The sequence below is a fragment of the Enterobacter sp. 2VL genome, from assembly GCF_005503595.1.
In the GTDB taxonomy this organism is placed as follows: Bacteria; Pseudomonadota; Gammaproteobacteria; order Enterobacterales; family Enterobacteriaceae; genus Enterobacter; species Enterobacter cancerogenus.
In genome coordinates, this window is the sequence record NZ_SCNE01000010.1 from 92,916 (window position 1) to 114,311 (window position 21,396).

The following is a 21,396-nucleotide window of genomic DNA, read 5'->3' on the forward strand; positions in this document are numbered from 1 at the left end:
ATCACTAATATTGAGCAAGGTCAAACTGGCGCGAAATTAATTGCGCCGACAACATCCCGTCACATTTTTATTATTGCTGATAAAAACTATTCTCATTATCATCCTGTAGTAGATTATTTAACCTTCCGTGGAATCAGGCATTATGCAATTTACACCAGACAGTGCATGGAAAATTACCGGTTTTACCCGTGAAATTAGCCCGGCCTATCGGCAGAAGCTGCTGTCGTTGGGCATGCTCCCCGGCTCGTCATTCCAGGTCGTACGCGTTGCGCCCCTGGGCGATCCCGTTCATATCGAAACCCGACGCGTCAATCTGGTATTGCGTAAAAAAGACCTCGCATTAATTGAAGTCGAATCCTTATCCCGATAACACGCCAGCGGTTTCAGTGAGTCTATTACAATGAAAAAATTAACTATTGGCTTAATTGGCAATCCTAATTCCGGCAAGACAACCTTATTTAACCAGCTTACCGGCGCACGTCAGCGCGTGGGGAACTGGGCAGGCGTAACGGTAGAACGAAAAGAGGGTCAATTCACGACCACGGATAATCAGGTAACGTTAGTTGACCTGCCCGGCACCTATTCGTTAACCACCATCTCTTCGCAAACCTCGCTTGATGAGCAGATCGCCTGCCACTATATTTTGAGCGGCGATGCAGACTTACTGATTAACGTCGTGGACGCCTCCAACCTGGAGCGTAACCTCTACCTGACGCTGCAGCTGCTTGAGCTGGGCATTCCCTGCATCGTCGCGCTCAACATGCTCGACATTGCGGAAAAGCAGAACCTGCGTATTGATATCGATGCGCTCTCTGCCCGTCTGGGCTGCCCGGTGGTGCCGCTGGTTTCGACCCGCGCTCGCGGCATTGATGCCCTGAAGCTGGCGATTGACCGTCACACCGGAAACAGCGACGTTGAGCTGGTGCATTACGCCCGGCCGCTGCTGCGCGAAGCCAGCGCCCTGGCCCAGGCAATGGACGGCACCCTGCCCGCCCGCCAGCGCCAGTGGCTCGGCCTGCAGATGCTGGAAGGCGATATTTACAGCCGCGCCTATGCAGGCAACGCGGCGGATAAGCTGGACGTTGCGCTGGCGCGTCTCAATGACGAACTCGACGACCCGGCTCTGCATATCGCGGATGCGCGCTATCAGGCCATCGCGGCCATTTGCGACGTGGTCAGCAACGCGTTAACGGCAGAACCGAGCCGCTTTACCGCCGCGATTGATAAAATTGTCCTCAATCGTTTCCTCGGCCTGCCCGTTTTCCTGCTCGTGATGTACCTCATGTTCCTGCTCGCCATTAACATCGGCGGTGCGTTACAGCCTATTTTCGACGCCGGATCGGTTGCGATCTTTGTGCACGGCATTCAGTGGCTGGGTTACACCCTGCACTTCCCGGAATGGCTGACCATCTTCCTCGCACAGGGCCTGGGCGGCGGTATCAATACCGTTCTGCCGCTGGTGCCGCAGATCGGCATGATGTACCTGTTCCTCTCCTTCCTCGAGGACTCCGGCTACATGGCCCGCGCCGCGTTCGTGATGGACCGTCTGATGCAGGCGCTGGGCCTGCCGGGTAAATCTTTCGTACCGCTGATTGTCGGCTTCGGCTGCAACGTCCCGTCGGTGATGGGCGCCCGCACGCTCGATGCCCCACGTGAACGTCTGATGACCATCATGATGGCACCGTTTATGTCCTGCGGCGCGCGACTGGCTATTTTCGCGGTCTTTGCGGCGGCCTTTTTTGGCCAGCAGGGTGCGCTGGCGGTCTTCTCGCTGTACGTGCTGGGCATCGTGATGGCGATCCTGACCGGCCTGATGCTCAAATACACCATCATGCGCGGGGAAGCGTCGCCGTTTGTGATGGAGCTGCCGGTTTACCACGTGCCGCATCTTAAGAGCCTGGTGATCCAGACCTGGCAGCGCCTGAAAGGCTTCGTACTGCGCGCCGGTAAAGTTATCGTGATTGTCAGTATTTTCCTGAGCGCGTTGAACAGCTTCACCCTGAGCGGGCAAGCGGCAGATAACATCAACGACTCCGCGCTGGCCTCAGTCAGCCGCGTCATCACGCCGGTGTTCAAACCGATTGGCGTGCATGAAGATAACTGGCAGGCGACCGTGGGCCTGTTCACCGGGGCGATGGCAAAAGAGGTGGTTGTGGGTACGCTCAACACCCTCTACACCGCTGAAAACATTCAGGAGCAGGAGTTTAACCCGGCAGAGTTTCACCTCGGTGACGAGTTGCTCGGCGCGGTGGATGAGACCTGGCAGAGCCTGAAAGACACCTTTAGCCTGAGCGTTCTGGCAAACCCCATCGAAGCCAGTAAAGGCGACGGCGAAATGGCCACCGGTGCCATGGGCGTGATGAGCGAGAAGTTTGGCAGCGCGTCAGCGGCCTACAGCTACCTGATCTTCGTGCTGCTGTACATTCCGTGCATCTCGGTGATGGGGGCGATTGCCCGTGAATCCAGCCGCGGCTGGATGGGCTTCTCCGTACTGTGGGGGCTTAACATCGCCTACTCGCTGTCGACGGTGTTTTATCAGGCGGCTAACTTCAGCCAGCATCCGCGCTACAGCCTGGTCTGCATTCTGGCGGTGATCCTGTTCAACGTGGTTGTGATCGGCCTGCTGCGTCGGGCGCGTAGCCGCGTTGACGTTAACCTGCTGGCGACCCGTAAAACCCCCGCCACCTGCTGCAACAGCCCGGCTGGCGACTGTCATTAAGAGGTGAACACCATGGCATCGTTAATTCAGGTTCGGGATTTACTGGCATTACAGGGACGGATGGAGGCAAAACAGATGAGCATCAACCTGCATACGCCGCAACCGATGATCGATGCCATGCTGGAAAGGCTGGAAGCCATGGGAAAAGCCGTGCGTATTCAGGAAGAGCCGAACGATTGCCTGTCGGGCAGCTGCAAAAGCTGTCCTGAAGGAAAGGCCTGCCTCAGGGAGTGGTGGGCGCTGCGTTAAGCGAGAGCCGGGCGTAACTGCCCGGCTCTTTTGTATTACTTAAAGACTTCAGCCGTAGCATGCACGTTTTTGGTGTCTTTCTGCGCGCTGGTAATCACGTAGTATTTTCCGCCCAGCTCATCCGCTTTTTTGGACAGCTCGCGCTTCGCATCCATCGGTGCTGTGGTGTCAGACGTGGTGATCTCCCCCACCTTGGTCAGATTCATCTCTTTGACCTTATCTTTTTGCAGCTCTTCTGCCGCAAACACGCCAAATGACAGAGACCCAATAACCAGAGAAGTGACAATACCTGTAACAAGTTTCATAACCCGACTCTCCTTAGGATTGTTGTTTTGATTATCGTAGGCAGAACAACCGCAACGACACCTTGAGTATTGTTGCGGTGCGGCATTTTTGCCAGGCGGGTGAGAAATCAATCAGGCCACACGTTGACGTAGCGCAACGAGCGCAGAAACGATCTCCTCAGGATGAGAGATGAACGGCGCATGGGCGGCTTTCGCCACCACCAGCGATTCACTTTCCGGCCAAAGGGTATCAAGCAGAGGAACGACTTTGCGCGGCACCAGGCCATCAAGATAGCCGTAGATCCTAAGGTGCGGCATCGCCAGCGAGGCAAGCGGTTCACGCAGATCGACCGTTCTCAGGATTTCCAGCCCGCCGTTGAGGACCGCCACGTCCGGCATCGGCAGAGCGAGCACGGTCTGTTTCAGCGTACGCGCATCCTGACGCGCCGTTTCCGTGCCCATCGTCTGTAGCGCCAGAAAACGCTCCACCGTGCGCTGGAAATCAGCGCTTAACTGCTGCTGGAACCCGGCCAACACCTCCGGTTTGATCCCCGGCCATGCATCATGCGCGCTGAAACAGGGCGACGAGGCCACGGTGACCAGCGCCTGCACGCGTTCGGGATGGGTAAGCGCAATCTGGCTCGCCACCAGCCCGCCCAGGCTCCAGCCCAGCCAGATGGCGTTTTGCGGCGCCGCGTCCAGGACCTCGTTTGCCATCTCAGCAAGCGTCATCGCACCATAGCCGCTGCTGCGGCCATAGCCGGGCAGGTCCACAAGATGCAGTGTAAAATGCGAGGCCAGTTCCTCACTTACGCAACGCCATACTTCAGCGTTCAGTCCCCATCCGTGCAGCAGCACAAGATGACAATTTCCCGTCCCAACGGTCTGCCACCACAGCGTCTTCATCAGCTATCGTTCTCTTTTTGACATGGAGGTTGTCTATGCTAACAGCGCCCGGCTTGTGCTGGCTATGCCGAATGCCGCTTACGCTGAGCGGATGGGGCATCTGTTCTGTCTGTACGCGCTCGCTGCAAGGGGGTATCAGCGGCTGCCCGCAATGTGGTTTACCGGCGACTAGCCCGCAGCTCCCGTGCGGCCGCTGCCTGAAAAAACCGCCGCCGTGGTGTGCCCTGGTGGCAGTAGACCACTACGTTCCGCCCCTGAGCGGTCTGATTCATTCCCTGAAGTTTTCCAGTCAGAGTTCGCTGGCGCGCCCCCTCGCCCGTCTGCTGCTGCTGGCGCTTTTACAGGCGCGACGCACGCGCCAGCTACCGGGCGTGGACATGATCATGAACGTGCCCCTGTATCGCCGTCGCCACTGGCGGCGAGGCTACAACCAAAGCGACCTGCTTTGCCGTCCGCTCGCCCACTGGCTCGGGTGTCGTTACCCTGCCTCAGCATTAACGCGCGTTCAGGCCACCGCGACCCAGCACCGGCTCAACGCGCGGCTGCGCAAACGAAACCTGAAAAATGCCTTTCGCCTTGAATTGCCGGTCAACGGCCTCCATATCGCGCTGGTGGATGATGTCGTCACCACGGGCAGCACCGTCGCCGAACTTTCACGGCTGCTTTTGCAAAGCGGCGCCGCGTCGGTTCAGGTATGGTGTCTGTGCCGTACCTTGTAGCCCTTCTTCAATGGGCGTATGATTATACCCAGGTAATTTAGTCAACTATTAGGCCAAAGCTATGATCCGTATTTCCGATTCTGCACAAGCGCACTTTGCCAAACTGCTGGCAAATCAGGAAGAAGGGACGCAGATCCGCGTGTTTGTGATCAATCCAGGCACTCCGAATGCAGAATGTGGTGTCTCTTATTGTCCACCGGACGCCGTGGAAGCAACCGACACTGCCCTTAAATTTGAGCAGCTCACGGCCTATGTCGATGAGCTGAGCGCGCCGTATCTTGAGGATGCGGAGATTGATTTTGTCACAGACCAGCTGGGTTCCCAGCTGACCCTGAAAGCACCGAACGCGAAAATGCGTAAAGTGTCTGACGATGCTCCGCTGATGGAACGCGTGGAGTACATGTTGCAGTCCCAGATTAACCCACAGCTGGCCGGCCACGGTGGTCGCGTCACCCTGATGGAAATCACCGAAGATGGCCTGGCTATTCTTCAGTTCGGCGGCGGCTGTAACGGCTGTTCCATGGTTGACGTGACGCTGAAAGAAGGGATCGAGAAGCAGCTGCTGAACGAGTTCCCTGAGCTGAAAGGCGTGCGTGACCTGACCGAACACCAGCGCGGCGAGCACTCTTACTACTAAGCCGCCAGCCTTTGCCCGGTGGCGCTGCGCTTACCGGGCCTACAGTGACGCTGCACATTTTGATTCGTAAGCCGGGTAAGGCGAAGCCGCCGCCCGGCTTTTGTTTGCCCGCCTCTCCCCTCTGTATATGTTGACCTGCGTCTCATTATTTAAATTTTGCCTGCCTGGGTGATTCTCAATCACGTCATGTTACCCGTATCATTCCTGCGGACACTAAACATACCCATAACAGCCGACTAAACTTAATCGTTTCACAGGCGACCGTATTAGTGCCGTTAACGCTCTGTTCCCAGTTGGGACAATCGGAACTTGTCGTTGAAACAATGACGTTACCCATAACAATTCAAAGGCCAGGTAAATCATGCCATTAGTCATCGTCGCTATCGGTGTTGTGTTATTACTGCTCTTGATGATCCGTTTCAAACTGAACGGATTTATCGCTCTGGTTCTGGTGGCACTTGCAGTCGGTCTGATGCAAGGCATGCCGCTGGTAAAAGTTATCAGCTCAATTAAAGCCGGCGTCGGCGGCACGCTCGGCAGCCTGGCGTTGATCATGGGCTTTGGTGCCATGCTCGGCAAAATGCTGGCGGACTGCGGTGGCGCGCAGCGTATTGCCACCACGCTGATTGCCAAATTCGGCAAACAGCACATTCAGTGGGCGGTGGTATTAACCGGTTTTACCGTCGGTTTCGCACTGTTCTATGAGGTGGGCTTCGTCCTGATGTTGCCATTGGTGTTCACCATCGCGGCGGCGGCCAACATCCCATTACTGTTCGTCGGTGTGCCAATGGCGGCTGCGCTGTCCGTGACCCACGGCTTCCTGCCTCCGCACCCGGGCCCAACCGCTATCGCGACCATCTTCCACGCCGATATGGGTAAAACCCTGCTGTTCGGTACCATCCTGGCGATCCCGACCGTGATTCTGGCCGGTCCGGTATTTGCCCGCTTCCTGAAAGGCATTGATAAGCCGATCCCGGAAGGTCTCTACAGCGCCAAAACCTTCACCGAAGAGGAGATGCCTGGCTTTGGCGTCAGCGTCTGGACCTCGCTGGTGCCGGTGATCCTGATGGCGATGCGCGCCGTTGCCGAGATGGTTCTGCCGAAAGGTCACGCGTTCCTGAGCGTGGCAGAGTTCCTGGGCGACCCGGTCATGGCGACGCTGATTGCCGTTCTGATTGCGATGTTCACCTTCGGCCTGAACCGTGGCCGTTCAATGGACCAGATCAACGACACGCTGACCTCGTCCATCAAAATCATCGCCATGATGCTGCTGATCATCGGCGGTGGCGGTGCGTTCAAGCAGGTTCTGGTCGACAGCGGCGTGGACAAATACATTGCGTCCATGATGCATGCCACCAACCTGTCCCCACTGTTTATGGCATGGTTTATCGCAGCCGTTCTGCGTATCGCGCTGGGTTCCGCAACCGTTGCGGCCATCACGGCCGGTGGCATCGTGGCACCGCTGATCGCCACCACGGGCGTCAGCCCGGAGCTGATGGTTATCGCGGTAGGTTCCGGCAGCGTGATTTTCTCCCACGTCAACGATCCGGGCTTCTGGCTGTTCAAGGAGTACTTCAACCTGACGATCGGTGAAACCATCAAATCCTGGTCCATGCTGGAAACCATTATCTCCGTGTGCGGCCTGGTCGGGGTTCTGCTGCTGAATATGGCTATCTGATGTAAAAAAGCCGGGTGGCGCTAACGCTTACCCGGCTTACATTCTATTCCCTCTCCCTTTGGGAGAGGGTTAGGGTGAGGGAAAAATCACCGCTTCTTAGTTAACGCTCTTCTGCGCTTATCCAGATCTTTAATCAGCCTGTTCACCCCGTCATCAGTAAACATCGCTTCCAGACCCACAGAAAGCTTGCGTCGCCAGTTCTTGTACTGATAGCTGGTCCCCGGGATGTTCACCGGCTCCGCCATATCAATCCAGTCCTCCGGCTGTAGACCCAGCAACGCGCTGTTGCTGTCGGCAATATAGCGCTGTAATCCGCGGTTGAGCGTGGACGTCATCGCCATCAGCGATGCCTTATGCCCGGCGCGTTTCGGCAGACAGCCGTGCTTGTGCAGCGCATCCAGCAGCCCTTGTTTCGCCAGCTCGCGATCCTGGTACAGACCGCGTAAAACCACCTCATCCGGATACAGCCCCAGCGTTTTGCCGAGCGTCAGGTCGCCGCTTTCCCAGTAGCCACGAAGCGTAGGAAGGTCATGCGTCGTCGCGACTGCCATTGATTGTTCCGGGTACGCTTTCGGCGCGCGGAAGGTTTTCTCATGGTCGCTCTCAAAATAAAGCACTTTGTAGGAATACACGCCGCTGTCGCGCAGCTTGCTGACGATTTCCACCGGCACGGTACCGAGATCTTCGCCGATCACCATACACTGATGACGTTTACTCTCCAGCGCCAGGATCGACAGCAGATCGTCCACCGGGTACTGCACATATGCCCCGTGATCGGCCGTTTCACCGTACGGGATCCACCACAGGCGCAGCACCGACATAACATGGTCAATGCGCAGCGCGCCGCAGTTCTGCATATTCGCGCGCAGCAGATCGATGAACGGCTGGTAGGCGCGAGCGGCCATGACGTGCGGATCCATCGGCGGCAGGCCCCAGTTCTGGCCCAGCGGGCCGAGGATGTCCGGCGGCGCGCCCACGGAGGCTTTCAGGCAGTAAAGCTCGCGGTCGCACCAGGTTTCCGCCCCGCCCTCTGCCACGCCAACCGCCAGATCACGGTACAGGCCAATCGGCATGTTATAGCCCTGGCTCACCTGCCAGCAGACGGCAAACTGGCTGTACGCCAGCCACTGCAGCCAGAGATAAAAATCCACCTCGTCGGCATATTTTTTACAGAAGGCTTTTACTTCCGGGGTATCCACCCGTTGATACGCCTTCGGCCATACCGGCCAGCCCCAGCGCATCTCGTCTTCCTTCACCTGGTAGGCGTGCAGCGCATCGAACGCCGCCTGCCAGTAAAGGCTCTCGCCCTCCCGGTCTACAAACTGACGGAAAGCGGCCATCTGCTCGTCATCGCGCTTCGCAAACCCCTTCCACGCCAGGCGCAGCGCGGCCATTTTCAGCGAGGTGACGGCAGAGTAGTCCACCCACTCGGCGTCGCGTGCCTGCTTCAGCATCTGCTGCGTGGTCTCCAGCCTCCACCACGCCTGCGCCTCTTTGCTGTTTTTGAAATCATCCAGCGCGTTAACGTCGATATAAATGACGTTTAACCAGCGACGCGAAGACGGGCTGTACGGGCTGGCGCTTTCCGGGTTCGCCGGATAGAGCGCGTGGATTGGGTTGAGGCCGATAAACGCCCCGCCGCGCTCACCCACTGACGAGAGCATCTTTTTCAAATCGCCGAAGTCGCCGATGCCCCAGTTACTGTCGGAGCGCAGCGTGTAGAGCTGTACGCAGGCACCCCACAGCTTTTTGCCCTCCACCAGCGCCTGCGGCTCATAGCAGCGCTTCGGCGCAACGATCACCCGGCAGGCGAACGGCTTGGCATTCTGGGTGAGCGTTAACGTGTGGTAGCCCTCCGGCAGTTTTGCCGGAAGGGTAAAGCGTTTGCCGCCGGTGGCGTGGCCTGTGTGCGCCTGCCCCGCTTCGGTAGTGAGCTGCCAGCTAAACTCGCCGCGCCCCTCCACCGTCAGCGACATTTTTTTGCCCGCGGTAAAGACCTTGACGTTCGGCACCGGGGAGGCCGACGCTTTCGCGCCGGTGTTGTGCATGGCATCCAGCAAACGTCTTTTGGTTTCAGCGCCAATAGACTGTGGTTTGCCGTGAGCATTAATGTAACTGAGGCTTATCCCCGCCGCCTGCGCGGCGCTATCCAGACGTTTACTCTCCATCGCGCTTCCTTAGCGTTTTGCCTGCCAGATACGAGCCTGATAGTCACGGATTGAGCGGTCAGAGCTGAACATGCCGCAGCGGGCGGTATTCAGGATACACGCGCGGGTCCAGGCCTCCTGGTCGCGGTACAGCACATCGACCTGCTTTTGCGCATCCACGTAGGCCGTGAAGTCCGCCATCACCAGGTACGGGTCGCCGCCCTGTTTGCCCATGCTGTGCAGCATCTGGTCGAACGCGTGCTTGTCGCCGTCGCTGTATTTACCGCTCTCCAGCTCTTTCAGTACTGCATCCAGCACTTTGTCTTTTTTACGCCACTTCACCGGGTCGTAGCCTTTGGCTTTGATGGCTTTCACTTCTTCAACAGTATGGCCGAAGATATAGATGTTCTCTTCCCCAACCTTCTCGGCGATTTCGACGTTCGCACCGTCCAGGGTGCCGACGGTCAGCGCGCCGTTCAGCGCGAGCTTCATGTTGCCCGTACCGGAGGCTTCTTTACCCGCCGTTGAGATCTGCTCAGAGATATCCGCCGCCGGGATCAGCATTTCCGCCGCCGAGACGCAGTAGTCCGGCAGGAACACCACCTTCAGCTTGTCGCCCACCTTCGGATCGTTGTTGATCGCCGCCGCAACCTTATTAATGGCGAGGATGATGTTTTTCGCCAGATAGTAGCCCGGCGCGGCTTTCGCACCGAACAGGAACACGCGCGGCACGCGGTCGGCCTGCGGGTTCTCGCGGATCTCCTTGTACAGCGCCAGAATGTGCAGCAGGTTCAGGTGCTGGCGCTTGTACTCGTGCAGGCGCTTAATCTGGATATCAAAAATAGCGTTCGGGTTGATCTCAATTCCGGTGCGCATCTTCACAAACGCCGCCAGGCGAACTTTGTTCTCCCGCTTGATGGCGCGGTACTGCTCGCGGAATTTGGCGTTGTCGGCCTGTTTTTCCAGACTGATGAGCTGGTCCAGATCGTTGGCCCACTCTTTCTTCAGCGTCTTGTCCAGCAGGCCCGCCAGCAGCGGGTTGCACTGCTTGATCCAGCGGCGCGGCGTGATGCCGTTGGTCACGTTGTGGAATTTGGTCGGCCACAGCTGGTGATATTCCGGGAACAGATCTTTCACCACCAGGTCGGAGTGCAGCGCCGCCACGCCGTTGACCGCAAAGCCGCTCACCACGCACATGTTCGCCATGCGCACCTGTTTGTCATACACCACGGCCAGCTTCGCCCAGACGGCGTTATCACCCGGCCAGGTTTTCTCCACCAGCGTTTTAAACTGGTCGTTAATCGTGTTGATGATCTGCATGTGGCGCGGCAGCAGGGTTTTCACCAGCTTCTCATCCCAGCACTCCAGCGCTTCCGGCATCAGGGTGTGGTTGGTGTAGGCAAAGGTGCGGCTGGTAATCGCCCAGGCGTCATCCCAGCTCAGCTGATGCTCGTCGATCAGCACGCGCAGCAGCTCAGGGATCGCAATCGTCGGGTGCGTGTCGTTGAGCTGAATCACTTCGAAGTCCGGCAACTGTGCCAGTTTACGGCCCGCCAGATGATGACGGCGCAGAATATCCGCCACGGAGCAGGCGCACTGGAAGTACTGCTGCATCAGGCGCAGCTTTTTACCCGCCAGATGGTTGTCGTTCGGGTAGAGCACTTTAGTCAGTTTTTCGGCGTCGATGCCCTGCTGCTCGGCACGCAGGAAATCGCCGTCGTTGAATTTGGTCAGGTTGAACGGATGCGCGTGCTTCGCCTGCCACAGGCGCAGCGGCTGAGAGACGCCGTTACGGTAGCCGAGCACCGGCAGGTCCCAGGCTTCACCGGTAAGAGTAAACGCTGGCTCCCAGAGGCCTTGCTTCGAGACTTTCCCGCCAATGCCCACCTGCACATCCAGCTGCGCGTTGTGGCGGAACCACGGGTAGGTGTTGCGATGCCAGTCGTCCGGTGCTTCCATCTGATGCCCGTCGGCGAACGACTGACGGAACAGGCCGTACTGATAGTTCAGGCCATAACCGATGGCCGACTGGCCGACGGTCGCCATGGAGTCGAGGAAGCAGGCCGCCAGACGCCCTAAACCACCGTTGCCCAGCGCCGGGTCGGTCTCTTCTTCCAGCAGGTCGGTCAGGTTAACGTCGTGCTCTTTCAGCACATCGCCCACCTCCTGATACCAGCCGAGATTAAGAAGGTTGTTGCCGGTGAGGCGCCCAATCAGGAATTCCATCGAAATATAGTTCACGTGACGCTGGCCCTTAACGGGCTTCGCCACCGGCTGAGCATCCAGTTGCTCTGCGAGCGCACCGCTCACCGCCTGCCACCACTGGTGGGGCGTCATTTCGTTTGCAGCATGAAGGCCAAAACGCTGCCACTGACGCGTCAGGGCAGCCTGAAATTGAGCTTTGTTGAAGGTAGGCTGTGACATAGGGAATCGGCATCCTGTAAAAAGAAAATTAACCACTGGCGCTAGTGTGCCTGGCTCATTACGCCACTTCCTCCTCCCGTAAAGGATTAGCCAGGGAGGAGTAGCGGGGATGAGCAGAAAAGTGTGATCGAGGCCACTTTGAGAGCCAGGCGGCAGTGTGCGTTGAAGGCGAGAAGATAACCGGGAAGAGTGTCAAAAAAATGAAATGCCGTTTCGTAAGAAATTAATACACGTTGAAATGATTACTGACAGAGAATACGCTTTTTGCAAATAAGAGGTTTCTCAGAGAAGTATTACGCCTGCTGAACATTACCCAAACTTTATTAACGCGGGCGTGATTATCCCGTTATGAAACCCGTTTCAGCGTAAGCGCATGTCATGCAAACAATCCAGTATCCATGCGGCATGAGGGCCATTTTTAAAAAGTTCCGCCGCCTGCTGGAATGTTTTGTGACACAGTGCAAATTCAGAGGCACAAAACCCAGACATAACTTGCAATAGTTCTTCTATTCACCGACCTTATATCTATTAATTACGAAGCGCAAAAAAAATAAATTTCTCGTTCCCCACAGTGAAGTGAAAACTATGTTGATTCCGTCCAAATTAAGTCGCCCGGTTCGCCTCGACCACACGGTGGTTCGCGAGCGTCTGCTGGCTAAACTTTCCGGCGCGCATAATTTCCGACTGGCGCTGGTGACGAGCCCTGCAGGTTATGGAAAGACAACGCTCATTTCACAGTGGGCGGCGGGCAAAAGCGATCTCGGCTGGTACTCCCTTGATGAGGGCGATAACCAGCAGGAGCGTTTTGCCAGTTATTTAATTGCTGCCCTTCAGCAGGCCACCAACGGCCACTGCGTAGCCAGCGAAGTGATGGTGCAAAAACGCCAGTACGCCAGCCTGTCTTCCCTTTTCTCACAGCTCTTTATTGAACTGGCCGAATGGCATCGTCCGCTGTACGTGGTGATTGATGATTACCATCTGATCACCAACCCGGTTATTCATGAGTCGATGCGCTTTTTCCTGCGCCATCAGCCGGAAAATCTCACCCTGGTGGTGCTGTCGCGCAATTTACCGCAGCTCGGCATCGCAAACCTGCGCGTGCGCGATCAGCTTCTCGAGGTGGGCAGCCAGCAGCTGGCCTTTACCCATCAGGAAGCCAAACAGTTCTTTGACTGCCGCCTGACCTCCCCGATTGAAGCCTCCGAGAGCAGCCGTCTGTGCGATGACGTTGCCGGCTGGGCGACCGCCCTGCAGCTCATTGCCCTCTCTGCGCGACAAAATAACAGCCCGACGCATCAGTCCGCGCGTCGTCTGGCAGGCATCAATGCCAGCCATCTGTCGGATTATCTGGTGGACGAGGTGCTGGACAGCGTTGATCCCTCTACCCGTAACTTCCTGCTCAAAAGCTCCCTGCTGCGCTCCATGAACGACGCGCTGATTATGCGCGTCACCGGCACGGAAAACGGCCAGCTTCAGCTCGAAGAGATTGAACGTCAGGGACTCTTTCTGACGCGGATGGACGATCCCGGCGAATGGTTCAGCTATCACCCGCTGTTTGGCAGCTTCCTGCGCCAGCGCTGCCAGTGGGAGCTGGCCGCCGAACTGCCGCAGATCCACCGCGCCGCCGCCGAGAGCTGGATGGCTCAGGGCTTCCCAAGCGAGGCGATCCACCATGCGCTGGCCGCCGGTGATGCCAACATGCTGCGCGATATTCTGCTCAACCATGCGTGGGGGCTGTTTAACCACAGCGAACTGACGCTGCTTGAAGAGTCCTTAAAAGCGCTGCCGTGGGAAAGCCTGCTGGAAAACCCGCGTCTGGTGCTGCTGCAGGCCTGGCTGATGCAGAGCCAGCATCGCTACAGCGAAGTGAATACGCTGCTGGCGCGCGCCGAGCAGGAGATGGAAAGCGAGATGGACGCCACCCTGCACGGCGAGTTCAACGCGCTGCGCGCTCAGGTGGCTATCAACGATGGCGACCCGGAAGAGGCCGAACGTCTGGCGATGGTCGCGCTGGACGAGCTGCCGCTGGCGAACTTCTACAGCCGCATTGTGGCGACCTCGGTACACGGGGAAGTGCTGCACTGCAAAGGCGACCTGACGCGCTCGCTGTCGCTGATGCAGCAAACCGAACAGATGGCGCGCCGCCATGACGTGTGGCATTACGCGCTGTGGAGCCTGATCCAGCAAAGCGAGATTTTATTCGCGCAGGGGTTCCTGCAGGCCGCCTGGGAGAACCAGGAAAAAGCCTTCCAGCTTATTCGTGAGCAGCATCTGGAACAGCTGCCGATGCACGAGTTCCTGCTGCGCATTCGCGCTCAGCTGCTGTGGGCGTGGTCGCGTCTGGACGAGGCGGAAAGCGCCGCGCGTCAGGGCGTGAACGTGCTCTCCAGCTTCCAGCCGCAGCAGCAGCTGCAATGCCTGGCGCTGCTGGTGCAATGCTCGCTGGCGCGCGGGGATTTGGACAATGCGCGCAACCATCTTAACCGCCTGGAAAACCTGCTCGGCAACGGCCAGTACCACAGCGACTGGGTTTCCAACGCCGATAAGGTCCGGGTGATTTACTGGCAGATGACCGGCGACAAAAAATCCGCCGCCAACTGGCTGCGCCACACGCCGAAACCTGAATTTGCTAATAACCACTTCCTGCAAAGCCAGTGGCGAAACATTGCCCGCGTGCAGATCCTGCTCGGTGAATTTGAGCCTGCCGAAATTGTGCTGGAAGAGTTGAACGAAAACGCCCGCAGCCTGCGCCTGATGAGCGATCTGAACCGCAACCTGCTGCTGCTCAACCAGCTTTACTGGCAGGCGGGTCGCAAAAACGACGCGCAGCGCGTGCTGCTGGAAGCGCTGCAGCTGGCTAACCGTACCGGGTTTATCAGCCACTTTGTGATTGAGGGTGAAGTGATGGCGCAACAGCTGCGCCAGCTGATTCAGCTCAACACGCTGCCAGAGCTGGACCAGCACCGCGCCCAGCGCATTCTGCGTGAGATTAATCAGCACCATCGGCACAAGTTCGCCCATTTTGACGAGAATTTCGTCGAACGTTTGCTGAACCATCCTGAAGTGCCGGAACTTATCCGCACCAGTCCGCTCACCCAGCGTGAATGGCAGGTGCTGGGGCTGATCTATTCAGGGTACAGCAATGAGCAGATTGCCGGTGAGCTGGCCGTCGCGGCGACGACCATTAAGACGCACATCCGTAATCTGTATCAGAAGCTCGGCGTGGCGCATCGTCAGGATGCGGTGCAGCATGCGCAGCAGCTGCTGAAGATGATGGGGTATGGCGTGTAGGTTTTGTGCGGCCTGATGCCCTCACCCGGCCCTCTCCCACAGGGAGAGGGAGAAAGACCGATCAACACAACTCTAACTGCAAATTATTATCTTTAATCACCTGCAACACGCCCGCCGGGGGCATCACGTCAGTGTAAAGCGCGTTGACCATGCTGATGCTGCCCATATTCACCATCGCGTTTCGGCCAAACTTGGAGTGGTCCGCCACCAGCATCACGTGGCGTGAATTCTCAATGATCGCACGCTTGGTGCGAACTTCATGGTAATCAAACTCCAGCAGCGAGCCGTCGCTGTCGATACCGCTGATCCCCAGAATGCCGAAATCGAGGCGGAACTGAGAGATGAAATCGAGCGTCGCTTCGCCGATGATCCCGCCGTCGCGGCTGCGCAGTTCGCCACCCGCGAGAATGATGCGGAAATCATCTTTCTGCATCAGGGTATTGGCGACGTTCAGGTTGTTGGTGACCACGCGCAGGTTCTCGTGTTGCAGCAGCGCGTGCGCAACCGCCTCTGGCGTGGTACCGATATCAATAAACAGCGTCGCGCCGTTGGGGATCTGGCTGGCGACCTTACGCGCAATGCGCTCTTTCTCCGCCGTTTGTGTCGCCTTACGGTCGTGCCAGGAGGTGTTCACCGAGCTGGACGGCAGCGCCGCCCCACCGTGATGGCGCAGAATACGGCTTTGATCGGCCAGGTCGTTTAAATCGCGACGAATGGTTTGCGGGCTGACGGCAAACTGCTCCACCAGCTCTTCGGTACTGACGTATCCCTGTTTTTTTACCAGTTCGATAATGGCGTCATGACGCTGCGTTTGTTTCATGAAATATCCCTGGAATTATGTTCGTTTTCGCGCATGGAGCGTGTCGGCGAAGGCCATCGCCAGCCCGACGGCCAGACCGGTGACGTGGGCACCGTTGGCAATGGACATACCAAACAGATCAAACCATCCGGCAATAAGCCATATTAACGCAAAGGCGATTAATCCGCGCTGCAGATAGATGCCGCTCTCCGGGTCGCGCTCGCCCCTGAGCCAGACGTACCCCATCAGGGCGTAGACCACACCGGACAGGCCGCCGAACCATGGCCCGCTGAATTTATGCTGCACATAGCCGCTCAGCAGGGCGCTAATCACGGTAAGCACAATCAGCTTGCCGCTGCCCAGTCGCTTCTCAACGATACCGCCGAGGTACCACCACCACAGCAGGTTGAAGAGAATATGCATCACCGAGAAGTGCATCAGCGTATGGGTGAAGTAACGCCAGACGTCAAACTGCAGGGAGGGATCGTACGGCCACGCCAGCGCAAGCATCACGGGCTGATCGCCGACCACGTTCATAATGATAAAGACCAGAATACAGGCCGCCATCAGCAGCAGCGTAAACGGCCCGGCGCGTTCGCGCAGCGTGGCGATAAAAGGAAAACGACGGTATTGCAGCCCGCTTCCCGTCTGGCCGGACTGCCAGCTCGCGGCGAGGTAGCGCGGGTCGGCGGGATTCTCAAGGAAACGCGCCAGCTCCTCGTTGACGCGCGCGGCCTGGCTTTCGTCGGCGAGCCAGACGTCGGTTTGCGTATGTTGCTGAAGGGTAAGGATAACGCCCTGCGTCGCCATATAGTCGACAAACGCCTGGGCGACGCGCGGGTTGGTAAAGGAGGTGATCATCAACATGGGCGGCGGTCGCTTATTTCCACACAAAAGAGGACAGTATAGCGAGATCAGCGCTCAAACGCGTACTCAACTTCTGCCGGGAAATGGCGATGCCAGGCATCGAAGCCGCCATCAACGCTGTACACCGCATCGTAACCCTGCTGAAGCAGGTACTGCGCCGCGCCTTTGCTGCTGTTGCCGTGGTAGCACATCACCATCACCGGCGTTTCGAAGTCATTATCGCGCATAAACGCGCCCAGTGTGTCGTTGGTGAGATGGAACGCGCCCGGCGTATGGCCCATCGCAAAGCTCTGCGGATCGCGGATGTCCACCAGCACCGCTTTTCCCTGGTGCATCTTCTGGTGGGCTTCTTCTACGTTAATACATTCAAACTGATCCATGGTGTTCTCTTTCTGTTGTTCAGGTTGGGTGCGCTCTGATGCCCTCACCCCAGCCCTCTCCCACAGGGAGAGGGAGAAAAGTTGGCCGCACTATTTTACCCTGTAGTGTACGTCCTGGCGGCGGGTAAACGCCATTATGTTATCCATATCACTCTAAATTGTTTTTTTGATGTTACCAAAGGCGCGTTCCTTTGCTATTATGAGCGATATCGAACATTTCTGAGCTTTAACGAAAGTGCATGAGGGTGTTATGGAAACCAAAGATCTGATTGTGATAGGCGGGGGCATCAACGGTGCCGGTATTGCGGTTGATGCCGCAGGACGCGGTTTATCCGTGCTGATGCTGGAAGCTAACGATCTCGCCTGCGCGACGTCGTCCGCCAGTTCCAAACTGATTCATGGCGGCCTGCGCTACCTGGAACACTACGAATTCCGTCTGGTCAGTGAAGCCTTAGCTGAACGCGAAGTGCTGCTGAAGATGGCGCCTCATCTGGCGATCCCGATGCGCTTTCGTCTGCCGCATCGCCCGCATCTGCGCCCGGCGTGGATGATCCGTATCGGCCTGTTTATGTACGATCATCTCGGCAAACGCACCAGCCTGCCGGGATCGAACGGCTTGCGTTTTGGCTCAGAATCGGTCCTGAAACCTGAAATCGTGCGCGGATTCGAATATTCCGACTGCTGGGTGGACGATGCGCGTCTGGTGCTGGCCAATGCGCAAATGGTCGAGAAGAAAGGCGGCGAGGTGAAAACCCGCACCCGCGCTACCGCGGCCCGCCGTGAAAACGGCCTGTGGATTGTGGAAGCGGAAGACGTGGATACCGGCGAGAAATTCAGCTGGAAAGCGCGCGGCCTGGTGAACGCCACTGGTCCGTGGGTGAAACAGTTCTTTGATGACGGTATGCACCTGCCTTCGCCTTACGGTATCCGCCTGATTAAAGGCAGCCACATCGTTGTGCCGCGCGTCCATACGCAGAAGCAGGCGTATATCCTGCAGAACGAAGACAAGCGCATCGTGTTTGTGATCCCGTGGATGGATGAGTTCTCCATCATCGGCACCACCGACGTGGAGTACAAAGGCGATCCGAAACACGTCGAGATCGACGAGAGCGAAGTGAACTACCTGCTGAAGGTCTATAACGCGCACTTTAAGAAACAGCTGGCGCGTGATGACGTGGTCTGGACCTACTCCGGCGTGCGTCCGCTGTGCGATGACGAATCCGATTCGCCGCAGGCCATCACCCGCGATTACACGCTCGATATTCATGACGTGGACGGCCAGGCTCCGCTGCTGTCGGTCTTTGGCGGCAAGCTCACCACCTACCGCAAGCTGGCCGAGCACGCGCTGGAAAAACTGGCCCCGTACTATAAAGGCATCGGCCCGGCATGGACCAAAGAGGCAGTACTGCCCGGCGGTGATATTGGCGATAACCGCGATGATTTCGCGGCGAAGCTGCGTCGTCGCTATCCGTTCATTACCGAAGACATGGCGCGCCACTACGCCCGTACGTATGGCAGCAATACCGACCTGATCCTCGGTGAGGCGAAAACGCTGGCGGATCTGGGCGAGCATTTCGGCCATGAGCTGTACGAAGCCGAGCTGCGCTATCTGGTGGAGCACGAATGGGTGCGCCGTCTGGAAGATGCCATCTGGCGTCGTACCAAAGAAGGGATGTGGCTTAACGCCGAGGAGCAGTCGCGCGTGGCGCAGTGGCTGGCACAACATGCGGGAAAGCGTGAGTTGTCACTCGCGTCCTGAGGGTGAAAAAAATGCCCGGTGGCGCTGCGCTTACCGGGCCTACAGGATCGAGTAGGCCGGGTAAGGCGGAGCCGCCACCCGGCTTTGTTTTACAACCGCACCGGATCAATATGCCAGATGGTGTCGGCATACTCCTTGATGGTTCTGTCCGACGAGAAATACCCCATATTGGCGATGTTATGCATCGCGGCGCTGGTCCACTTCTCCTGCTGGCGATACAGATCGTCCACTTTATCCTGGCAATCCACGTAGCTGCGGTAATCCGCCAGCACCTGATAGTGGTCGCCGAAGTTAATCAGCGAATCCACGAGGTCACGGTAGCGGCCCGGCTCGTCAGGGTTAAAGAGACCGGTCGCGATTTGCGTCAGCACCTGGCGCAGCTCCTCGTCCTGCTCGTAATACTCACGCGGCTGGTAGCCCTTCCTGCGCAGCGCCTCCACCTCTTCCGTGGTGTTACCGAAGATAAAGATATTCTCCGCGCCCACATGCTCCAGCATCTCGACGTTGGCACCGTCCAGCGTGCCGATGGTCAGCGCACCGTTCAGGGCAAACTTCATGTTACTGGTCCCGGAAGCCTCCGTTCCCGCCGTGGAAATCTGCTCGGAGAGATCCGCCGCCGGAATGATCATCTGCGCCAGGCTCACGCTGTAGTTGGGGATAAAGACTACCTTCAGCTTGTCGCCAATGACCGGATCGGTGTTGATCACCTTCGCCACATCATTGATAAGATGAATAATGTGCTTCGCCATGTAATACGCCGACGCCGCTTTACCGGCGAAGATTTTCACGCGCGGCACCCAGTCGGCGGTAGGATCCGCCTTGATGCGGTTGTAGTGGGTGATGACGTGCAGCACGTTCATCAGCTGACGTTTGTATTCATGGATACGCTTGATTTGAACGTCGAACAGCGCCTTCGGATTAGCCACAACGTTCAGGTGCATAGCCAGCCAGACCGACAGACGCTTCTTGTTCAGCAGCTTCGCTTCGCGCACCGCTTTGTTCACCGTCGGAAAATCGATGTGCTGCTCTAACTCGCTCAGCTGGCTCAAATCGGTGCGCCAGGTGCGGCCAATGTTCTGGTCCAGCACGCCGGATAACGGATGGTTCGCCAGCGCCAGCCAGCGCCGCGGCGTTACGCCGTTGGTCACGTTGCAGAAGCGCGTCGGGAAGATTTTGGCAAAATCAGCAAACAGCGACTGCACCATCAGGTTCGAGTGCAGCTCGGACACCCCGTTGACCTTGTGGCTGATCACCACCGCCAGCCAGGCCATGCGCACGCGGCGACCGTTGGACTCATCGATGATCGACGCGCGGCTCAGCAGGCCGGTGTCGTTCGGATACTGCTCCTGCAACGTCTTCAGGAAGTAGTCGTTGATCTCGAAGATGATCTGCAGATGGCGCGGCAGGATTTTACCGAGCATATCCACCGGCCAGGTCTCCAGCGCTTCGCTCATCAGCGTATGGTTGGTGTAGGAGAACACCTGGCAGGTCACCTCGAACGCCTCGTCCCAGCTGAACTTATGTTCGTCAATCAGCAGACGCATCAGCTCAGGAATCGACAGCACCGGATGGGTGTCGTTGAGGTGAATCGCGATTTTATCCGCAAGGTTGGCGTAGGTTTTGTGCAGCTGATGGTGACGGCTGAGGATGTCCTGGATCGTCGAAGAAACGAGGAAATATTCCTGACGCAGGCGCAGCTCACGCCCCGAGTAGGTTGAGTCGTCCGGATAGAGCACGCGGGACACGTTCTCGGAGTGGTTTTTATCTTCCACCGCTGCGAAGTAGTCGCCCTGGTTGAACTTACCGAGGTTGATCTCGCTACTCGCCTGGGCGCTCCACAGGCGCAGCGTGTTGGTGGCATCGGTATCGTAGCCGGGGATGATCTGGTCATAGGCCACGGCGAGGATCTCTTCGGTTTCGACCCAGCGGGAGCGTTTACCCTCCTGCTGAATACGTCCGCCGAAGCGCACCTTGTAGCGCGTGTTGTGGCGTTTGAACTCCCACGGGTTGCCGTACTCCAGCCAGTAGTCCGGGGACTCCTTCTGACGCCCGTCAACGATGTTCTGTTTGAACATCCCGTAGTCATAGCGAATGCCGTAGCCGCGCCCCGGCAGCGCCAGGGTCGCCAGCGAGTCGAGGAAGCAGGCGGCAAGACGCCCCAGGCCGCCGTTGCCGAGGCCGGGGTCGTTCTCTTCGTCGATCAGCTCTTCCAGGTCCAGCCCCATCTCTTCGAGCGCGTTTTTCACGTCTTCATAGATACCGAGCGACAGTAGCGCGTTAGACAGGGTACGGCCAATCAAAAATTCCATCGACAGGTAGTAAACCTGCCGCGTTTCCTGCGAAAGCTGAGCGCGGTTGGAGCGCAGCCAGCGTTCGACCATGCGGTCACGCACGGCAAACAGCGTGGCGTTCAGCCACTCGTGTTTGTTGGCGATAACCGGATCTTTCCCGATGGTGAACATCAGCTTATAGGCGATGGAGTGCTTTAACGCCTCAACGCTGAGTGTCGGTGAAGAGTAGCTAAAAGGAGCGTTCAT

The 21,396-nt window shown here is 57.7% G+C and carries 16 protein-coding genes; 8 read left to right on the plus strand and 8 right to left on the minus strand.

Going from position 1 to position 21,396, the window contains the following annotated elements:
* Positions 1-142: 142 nt before the first annotated feature.
* From feoA to feoC, 3 genes are read left to right on the plus strand one after another with little or no spacing between them, the layout of a single operon-like run.
* Positions 143-370 carry a ferrous iron transporter A gene (feoA, locus tag FFS28_RS19140; RefSeq protein ID WP_006177893.1) on the plus strand — a complete coding sequence of 76 codons (228 nt, stop codon included), beginning with the start codon at positions 143-145 and terminating at the stop codon, positions 368-370.
* Between the two features lie 30 nt (positions 371-400).
* On the plus strand, positions 401-2,719 hold the full coding sequence (feoB, locus tag FFS28_RS19145; RefSeq protein ID WP_137903712.1) for a Fe(2+) transporter permease subunit FeoB: 2,319 nt from the start codon (positions 401-403) through the stop codon (positions 2,717-2,719).
* A gap of 12 nt (positions 2,720-2,731) precedes the next feature.
* Positions 2,732-2,968: a [Fe-S]-dependent transcriptional repressor FeoC gene (gene feoC, locus FFS28_RS19150; RefSeq protein WP_137903713.1), complete on the plus strand. Its 237-nt coding sequence runs from the start codon at positions 2,732-2,734 to the stop codon at positions 2,966-2,968.
* Positions 2,969-3,003: 35 nt separating this feature from the next.
* On the opposite strand, the gene FFS28_RS19155 is transcribed toward feoC, so the two are convergent.
* Both FFS28_RS19155 and bioH read right to left on the minus strand, forming a co-directional pair.
* Complete coding sequence (locus tag FFS28_RS19155) at positions 3,004-3,273, minus strand: YdgH/BhsA/McbA-like domain containing protein (RefSeq protein WP_006177896.1); 270 nt, start codon at positions 3,271-3,273, stop codon at positions 3,004-3,006.
* 111 nt (positions 3,274-3,384) lie between these two features.
* A complete protein-coding gene (gene bioH, locus FFS28_RS19160) occupies positions 3,385-4,158 on the minus strand; it encodes a pimeloyl-ACP methyl ester esterase BioH (RefSeq protein ID WP_137903714.1) in 774 nt (257 codons plus the stop codon).
* A gap of 35 nt (positions 4,159-4,193) precedes the next feature.
* Here bioH and gntX point away from each other — a divergent pair, with 35 nt between their 5' ends.
* From gntX to gntT, 3 genes are all read left to right on the plus strand, one after another.
* A complete protein-coding gene (gene gntX, locus FFS28_RS19165; RefSeq protein WP_137903715.1) occupies positions 4,194-4,877 on the plus strand; it encodes a DNA utilization protein GntX in 684 nt (227 codons plus the stop codon).
* A 61-nt stretch (positions 4,878-4,938) separates the two neighbouring features.
* Complete coding sequence (gene nfuA / locus FFS28_RS19170; RefSeq protein WP_006177899.1) at positions 4,939-5,514, plus strand: Fe-S biogenesis protein NfuA; 576 nt, start codon at positions 4,939-4,941, stop codon at positions 5,512-5,514.
* 361 nt (positions 5,515-5,875) lie between these two features.
* The gene (gene gntT, locus FFS28_RS19175) at positions 5,876-7,192 is read left to right on the plus strand and encodes a gluconate transporter (RefSeq protein WP_137903716.1); all 1,317 of its coding nucleotides are present in this window, start codon (positions 5,876-5,878) and stop codon (positions 7,190-7,192) included.
* 86 nt (positions 7,193-7,278) lie between these two features.
* Here the strand turns inward: gntT and malQ are convergent, their stop codons facing one another.
* Both malQ and malP read right to left on the minus strand, forming a co-directional pair.
* A complete protein-coding gene (gene malQ, locus FFS28_RS19180) occupies positions 7,279-9,360 on the minus strand; it encodes a 4-alpha-glucanotransferase (RefSeq protein WP_137903717.1) in 2,082 nt (693 codons plus the stop codon).
* A gap of 9 nt (positions 9,361-9,369) precedes the next feature.
* Positions 9,370-11,763 carry a maltodextrin phosphorylase gene (malP, locus tag FFS28_RS19185; protein ID WP_137903718.1) on the minus strand — a complete coding sequence of 798 codons (2,394 nt, stop codon included), beginning with the start codon at positions 11,761-11,763 and terminating at the stop codon, positions 9,370-9,372.
* Positions 11,764-12,348: 585 nt separating this feature from the next.
* On the opposite strand from malP, the gene malT reads away from it, so the two are divergent.
* Positions 12,349-15,054 (plus strand): HTH-type transcriptional regulator MalT, encoded by a 2,706-nt coding sequence (gene malT, locus FFS28_RS19190; RefSeq protein WP_006177905.1) that lies wholly within the window; start codon positions 12,349-12,351, stop codon positions 15,052-15,054.
* Positions 15,055-15,115: 61 nt separating this feature from the next.
* On the opposite strand, the gene FFS28_RS19195 is transcribed toward malT, so the two are convergent.
* From FFS28_RS19195 to glpE, 3 genes are read right to left on the minus strand one after another with little or no spacing between them, the layout of a single operon-like run.
* On the minus strand, positions 15,116-15,874 hold the full coding sequence (locus tag FFS28_RS19195) for a DeoR/GlpR family transcriptional regulator (protein WP_006177906.1): 759 nt from the start codon (positions 15,872-15,874) through the stop codon (positions 15,116-15,118).
* Between the two features lie 15 nt (positions 15,875-15,889).
* The gene (gene glpG / locus FFS28_RS19200; RefSeq protein ID WP_006177907.1) at positions 15,890-16,720 is read right to left on the minus strand and encodes a rhomboid family intramembrane serine protease GlpG; all 831 of its coding nucleotides are present in this window, start codon (positions 16,718-16,720) and stop codon (positions 15,890-15,892) included.
* 47 nt (positions 16,721-16,767) lie between these two features.
* A complete protein-coding gene (glpE, locus tag FFS28_RS19205; RefSeq protein ID WP_006177908.1) occupies positions 16,768-17,100 on the minus strand; it encodes a thiosulfate sulfurtransferase GlpE in 333 nt (110 codons plus the stop codon).
* A gap of 250 nt (positions 17,101-17,350) precedes the next feature.
* Between glpE and glpD the strand changes: the two genes are divergently transcribed.
* Complete coding sequence (gene glpD, locus FFS28_RS19210) at positions 17,351-18,859, plus strand: glycerol-3-phosphate dehydrogenase (protein ID WP_137903719.1); 1,509 nt, start codon at positions 17,351-17,353, stop codon at positions 18,857-18,859.
* Between the two features lie 89 nt (positions 18,860-18,948).
* Here the strand turns inward: glpD and glgP are convergent, their stop codons facing one another.
* A complete protein-coding gene (gene glgP, locus FFS28_RS19215; protein ID WP_137903720.1) occupies positions 18,949-21,396 on the minus strand; it encodes a glycogen phosphorylase in 2,448 nt (815 codons plus the stop codon).

Excerpts from the sequence above, each read along its gene's own strand:
- feoA (WP_006177893.1), top strand. The coding sequence starts at position 143 with ATGCAATTTACACCAGACAGTGCATGGAAAATTACCGGTTTTACCCGT.
- feoB (WP_137903712.1), top strand. The coding sequence starts at position 401 with ATGAAAAAATTAACTATTGGCTTAATTGGCAATCCTAATTCCGGCAAG.
- feoC (WP_137903713.1), top strand. The coding sequence starts at position 2,732 with ATGGCATCGTTAATTCAGGTTCGGGATTTACTGGCATTACAGGGACGG.
- FFS28_RS19155 (WP_006177896.1), bottom strand. The coding sequence starts at position 3,273 with ATGAAACTTGTTACAGGTATTGTCACTTCTCTGGTTATTGGGTCTCTG.
- bioH (WP_137903714.1), bottom strand. The coding sequence starts at position 4,158 with ATGAAGACGCTGTGGTGGCAGACCGTTGGGACGGGAAATTGTCATCTT.
- gntX (WP_137903715.1), top strand. The coding sequence starts at position 4,194 with ATGCTAACAGCGCCCGGCTTGTGCTGGCTATGCCGAATGCCGCTTACG.
- nfuA (WP_006177899.1), top strand. The coding sequence starts at position 4,939 with ATGATCCGTATTTCCGATTCTGCACAAGCGCACTTTGCCAAACTGCTG.
- gntT (WP_137903716.1), top strand. The coding sequence starts at position 5,876 with ATGCCATTAGTCATCGTCGCTATCGGTGTTGTGTTATTACTGCTCTTG.
- malQ (WP_137903717.1), bottom strand. The coding sequence starts at position 9,360 with ATGGAGAGTAAACGTCTGGATAGCGCCGCGCAGGCGGCGGGGATAAGC.
- malP (WP_137903718.1), bottom strand. The coding sequence starts at position 11,763 with ATGTCACAGCCTACCTTCAACAAAGCTCAATTTCAGGCTGCCCTGACG.
- malT (WP_006177905.1), top strand. The coding sequence starts at position 12,349 with ATGTTGATTCCGTCCAAATTAAGTCGCCCGGTTCGCCTCGACCACACG.
- FFS28_RS19195 (WP_006177906.1), bottom strand. The coding sequence starts at position 15,874 with ATGAAACAAACGCAGCGTCATGACGCCATTATCGAACTGGTAAAAAAA.
- glpG (WP_006177907.1), bottom strand. The coding sequence starts at position 16,720 with ATGTTGATGATCACCTCCTTTACCAACCCGCGCGTCGCCCAGGCGTTT.
- glpE (WP_006177908.1), bottom strand. The coding sequence starts at position 17,100 with ATGGATCAGTTTGAATGTATTAACGTAGAAGAAGCCCACCAGAAGATG.
- glpD (WP_137903719.1), top strand. The coding sequence starts at position 17,351 with ATGGAAACCAAAGATCTGATTGTGATAGGCGGGGGCATCAACGGTGCC.
- glgP (WP_137903720.1), bottom strand. The coding sequence starts at position 21,396 with ATGAACGCTCCTTTTAGCTACTCTTCACCGACACTCAGCGTTGAGGCG.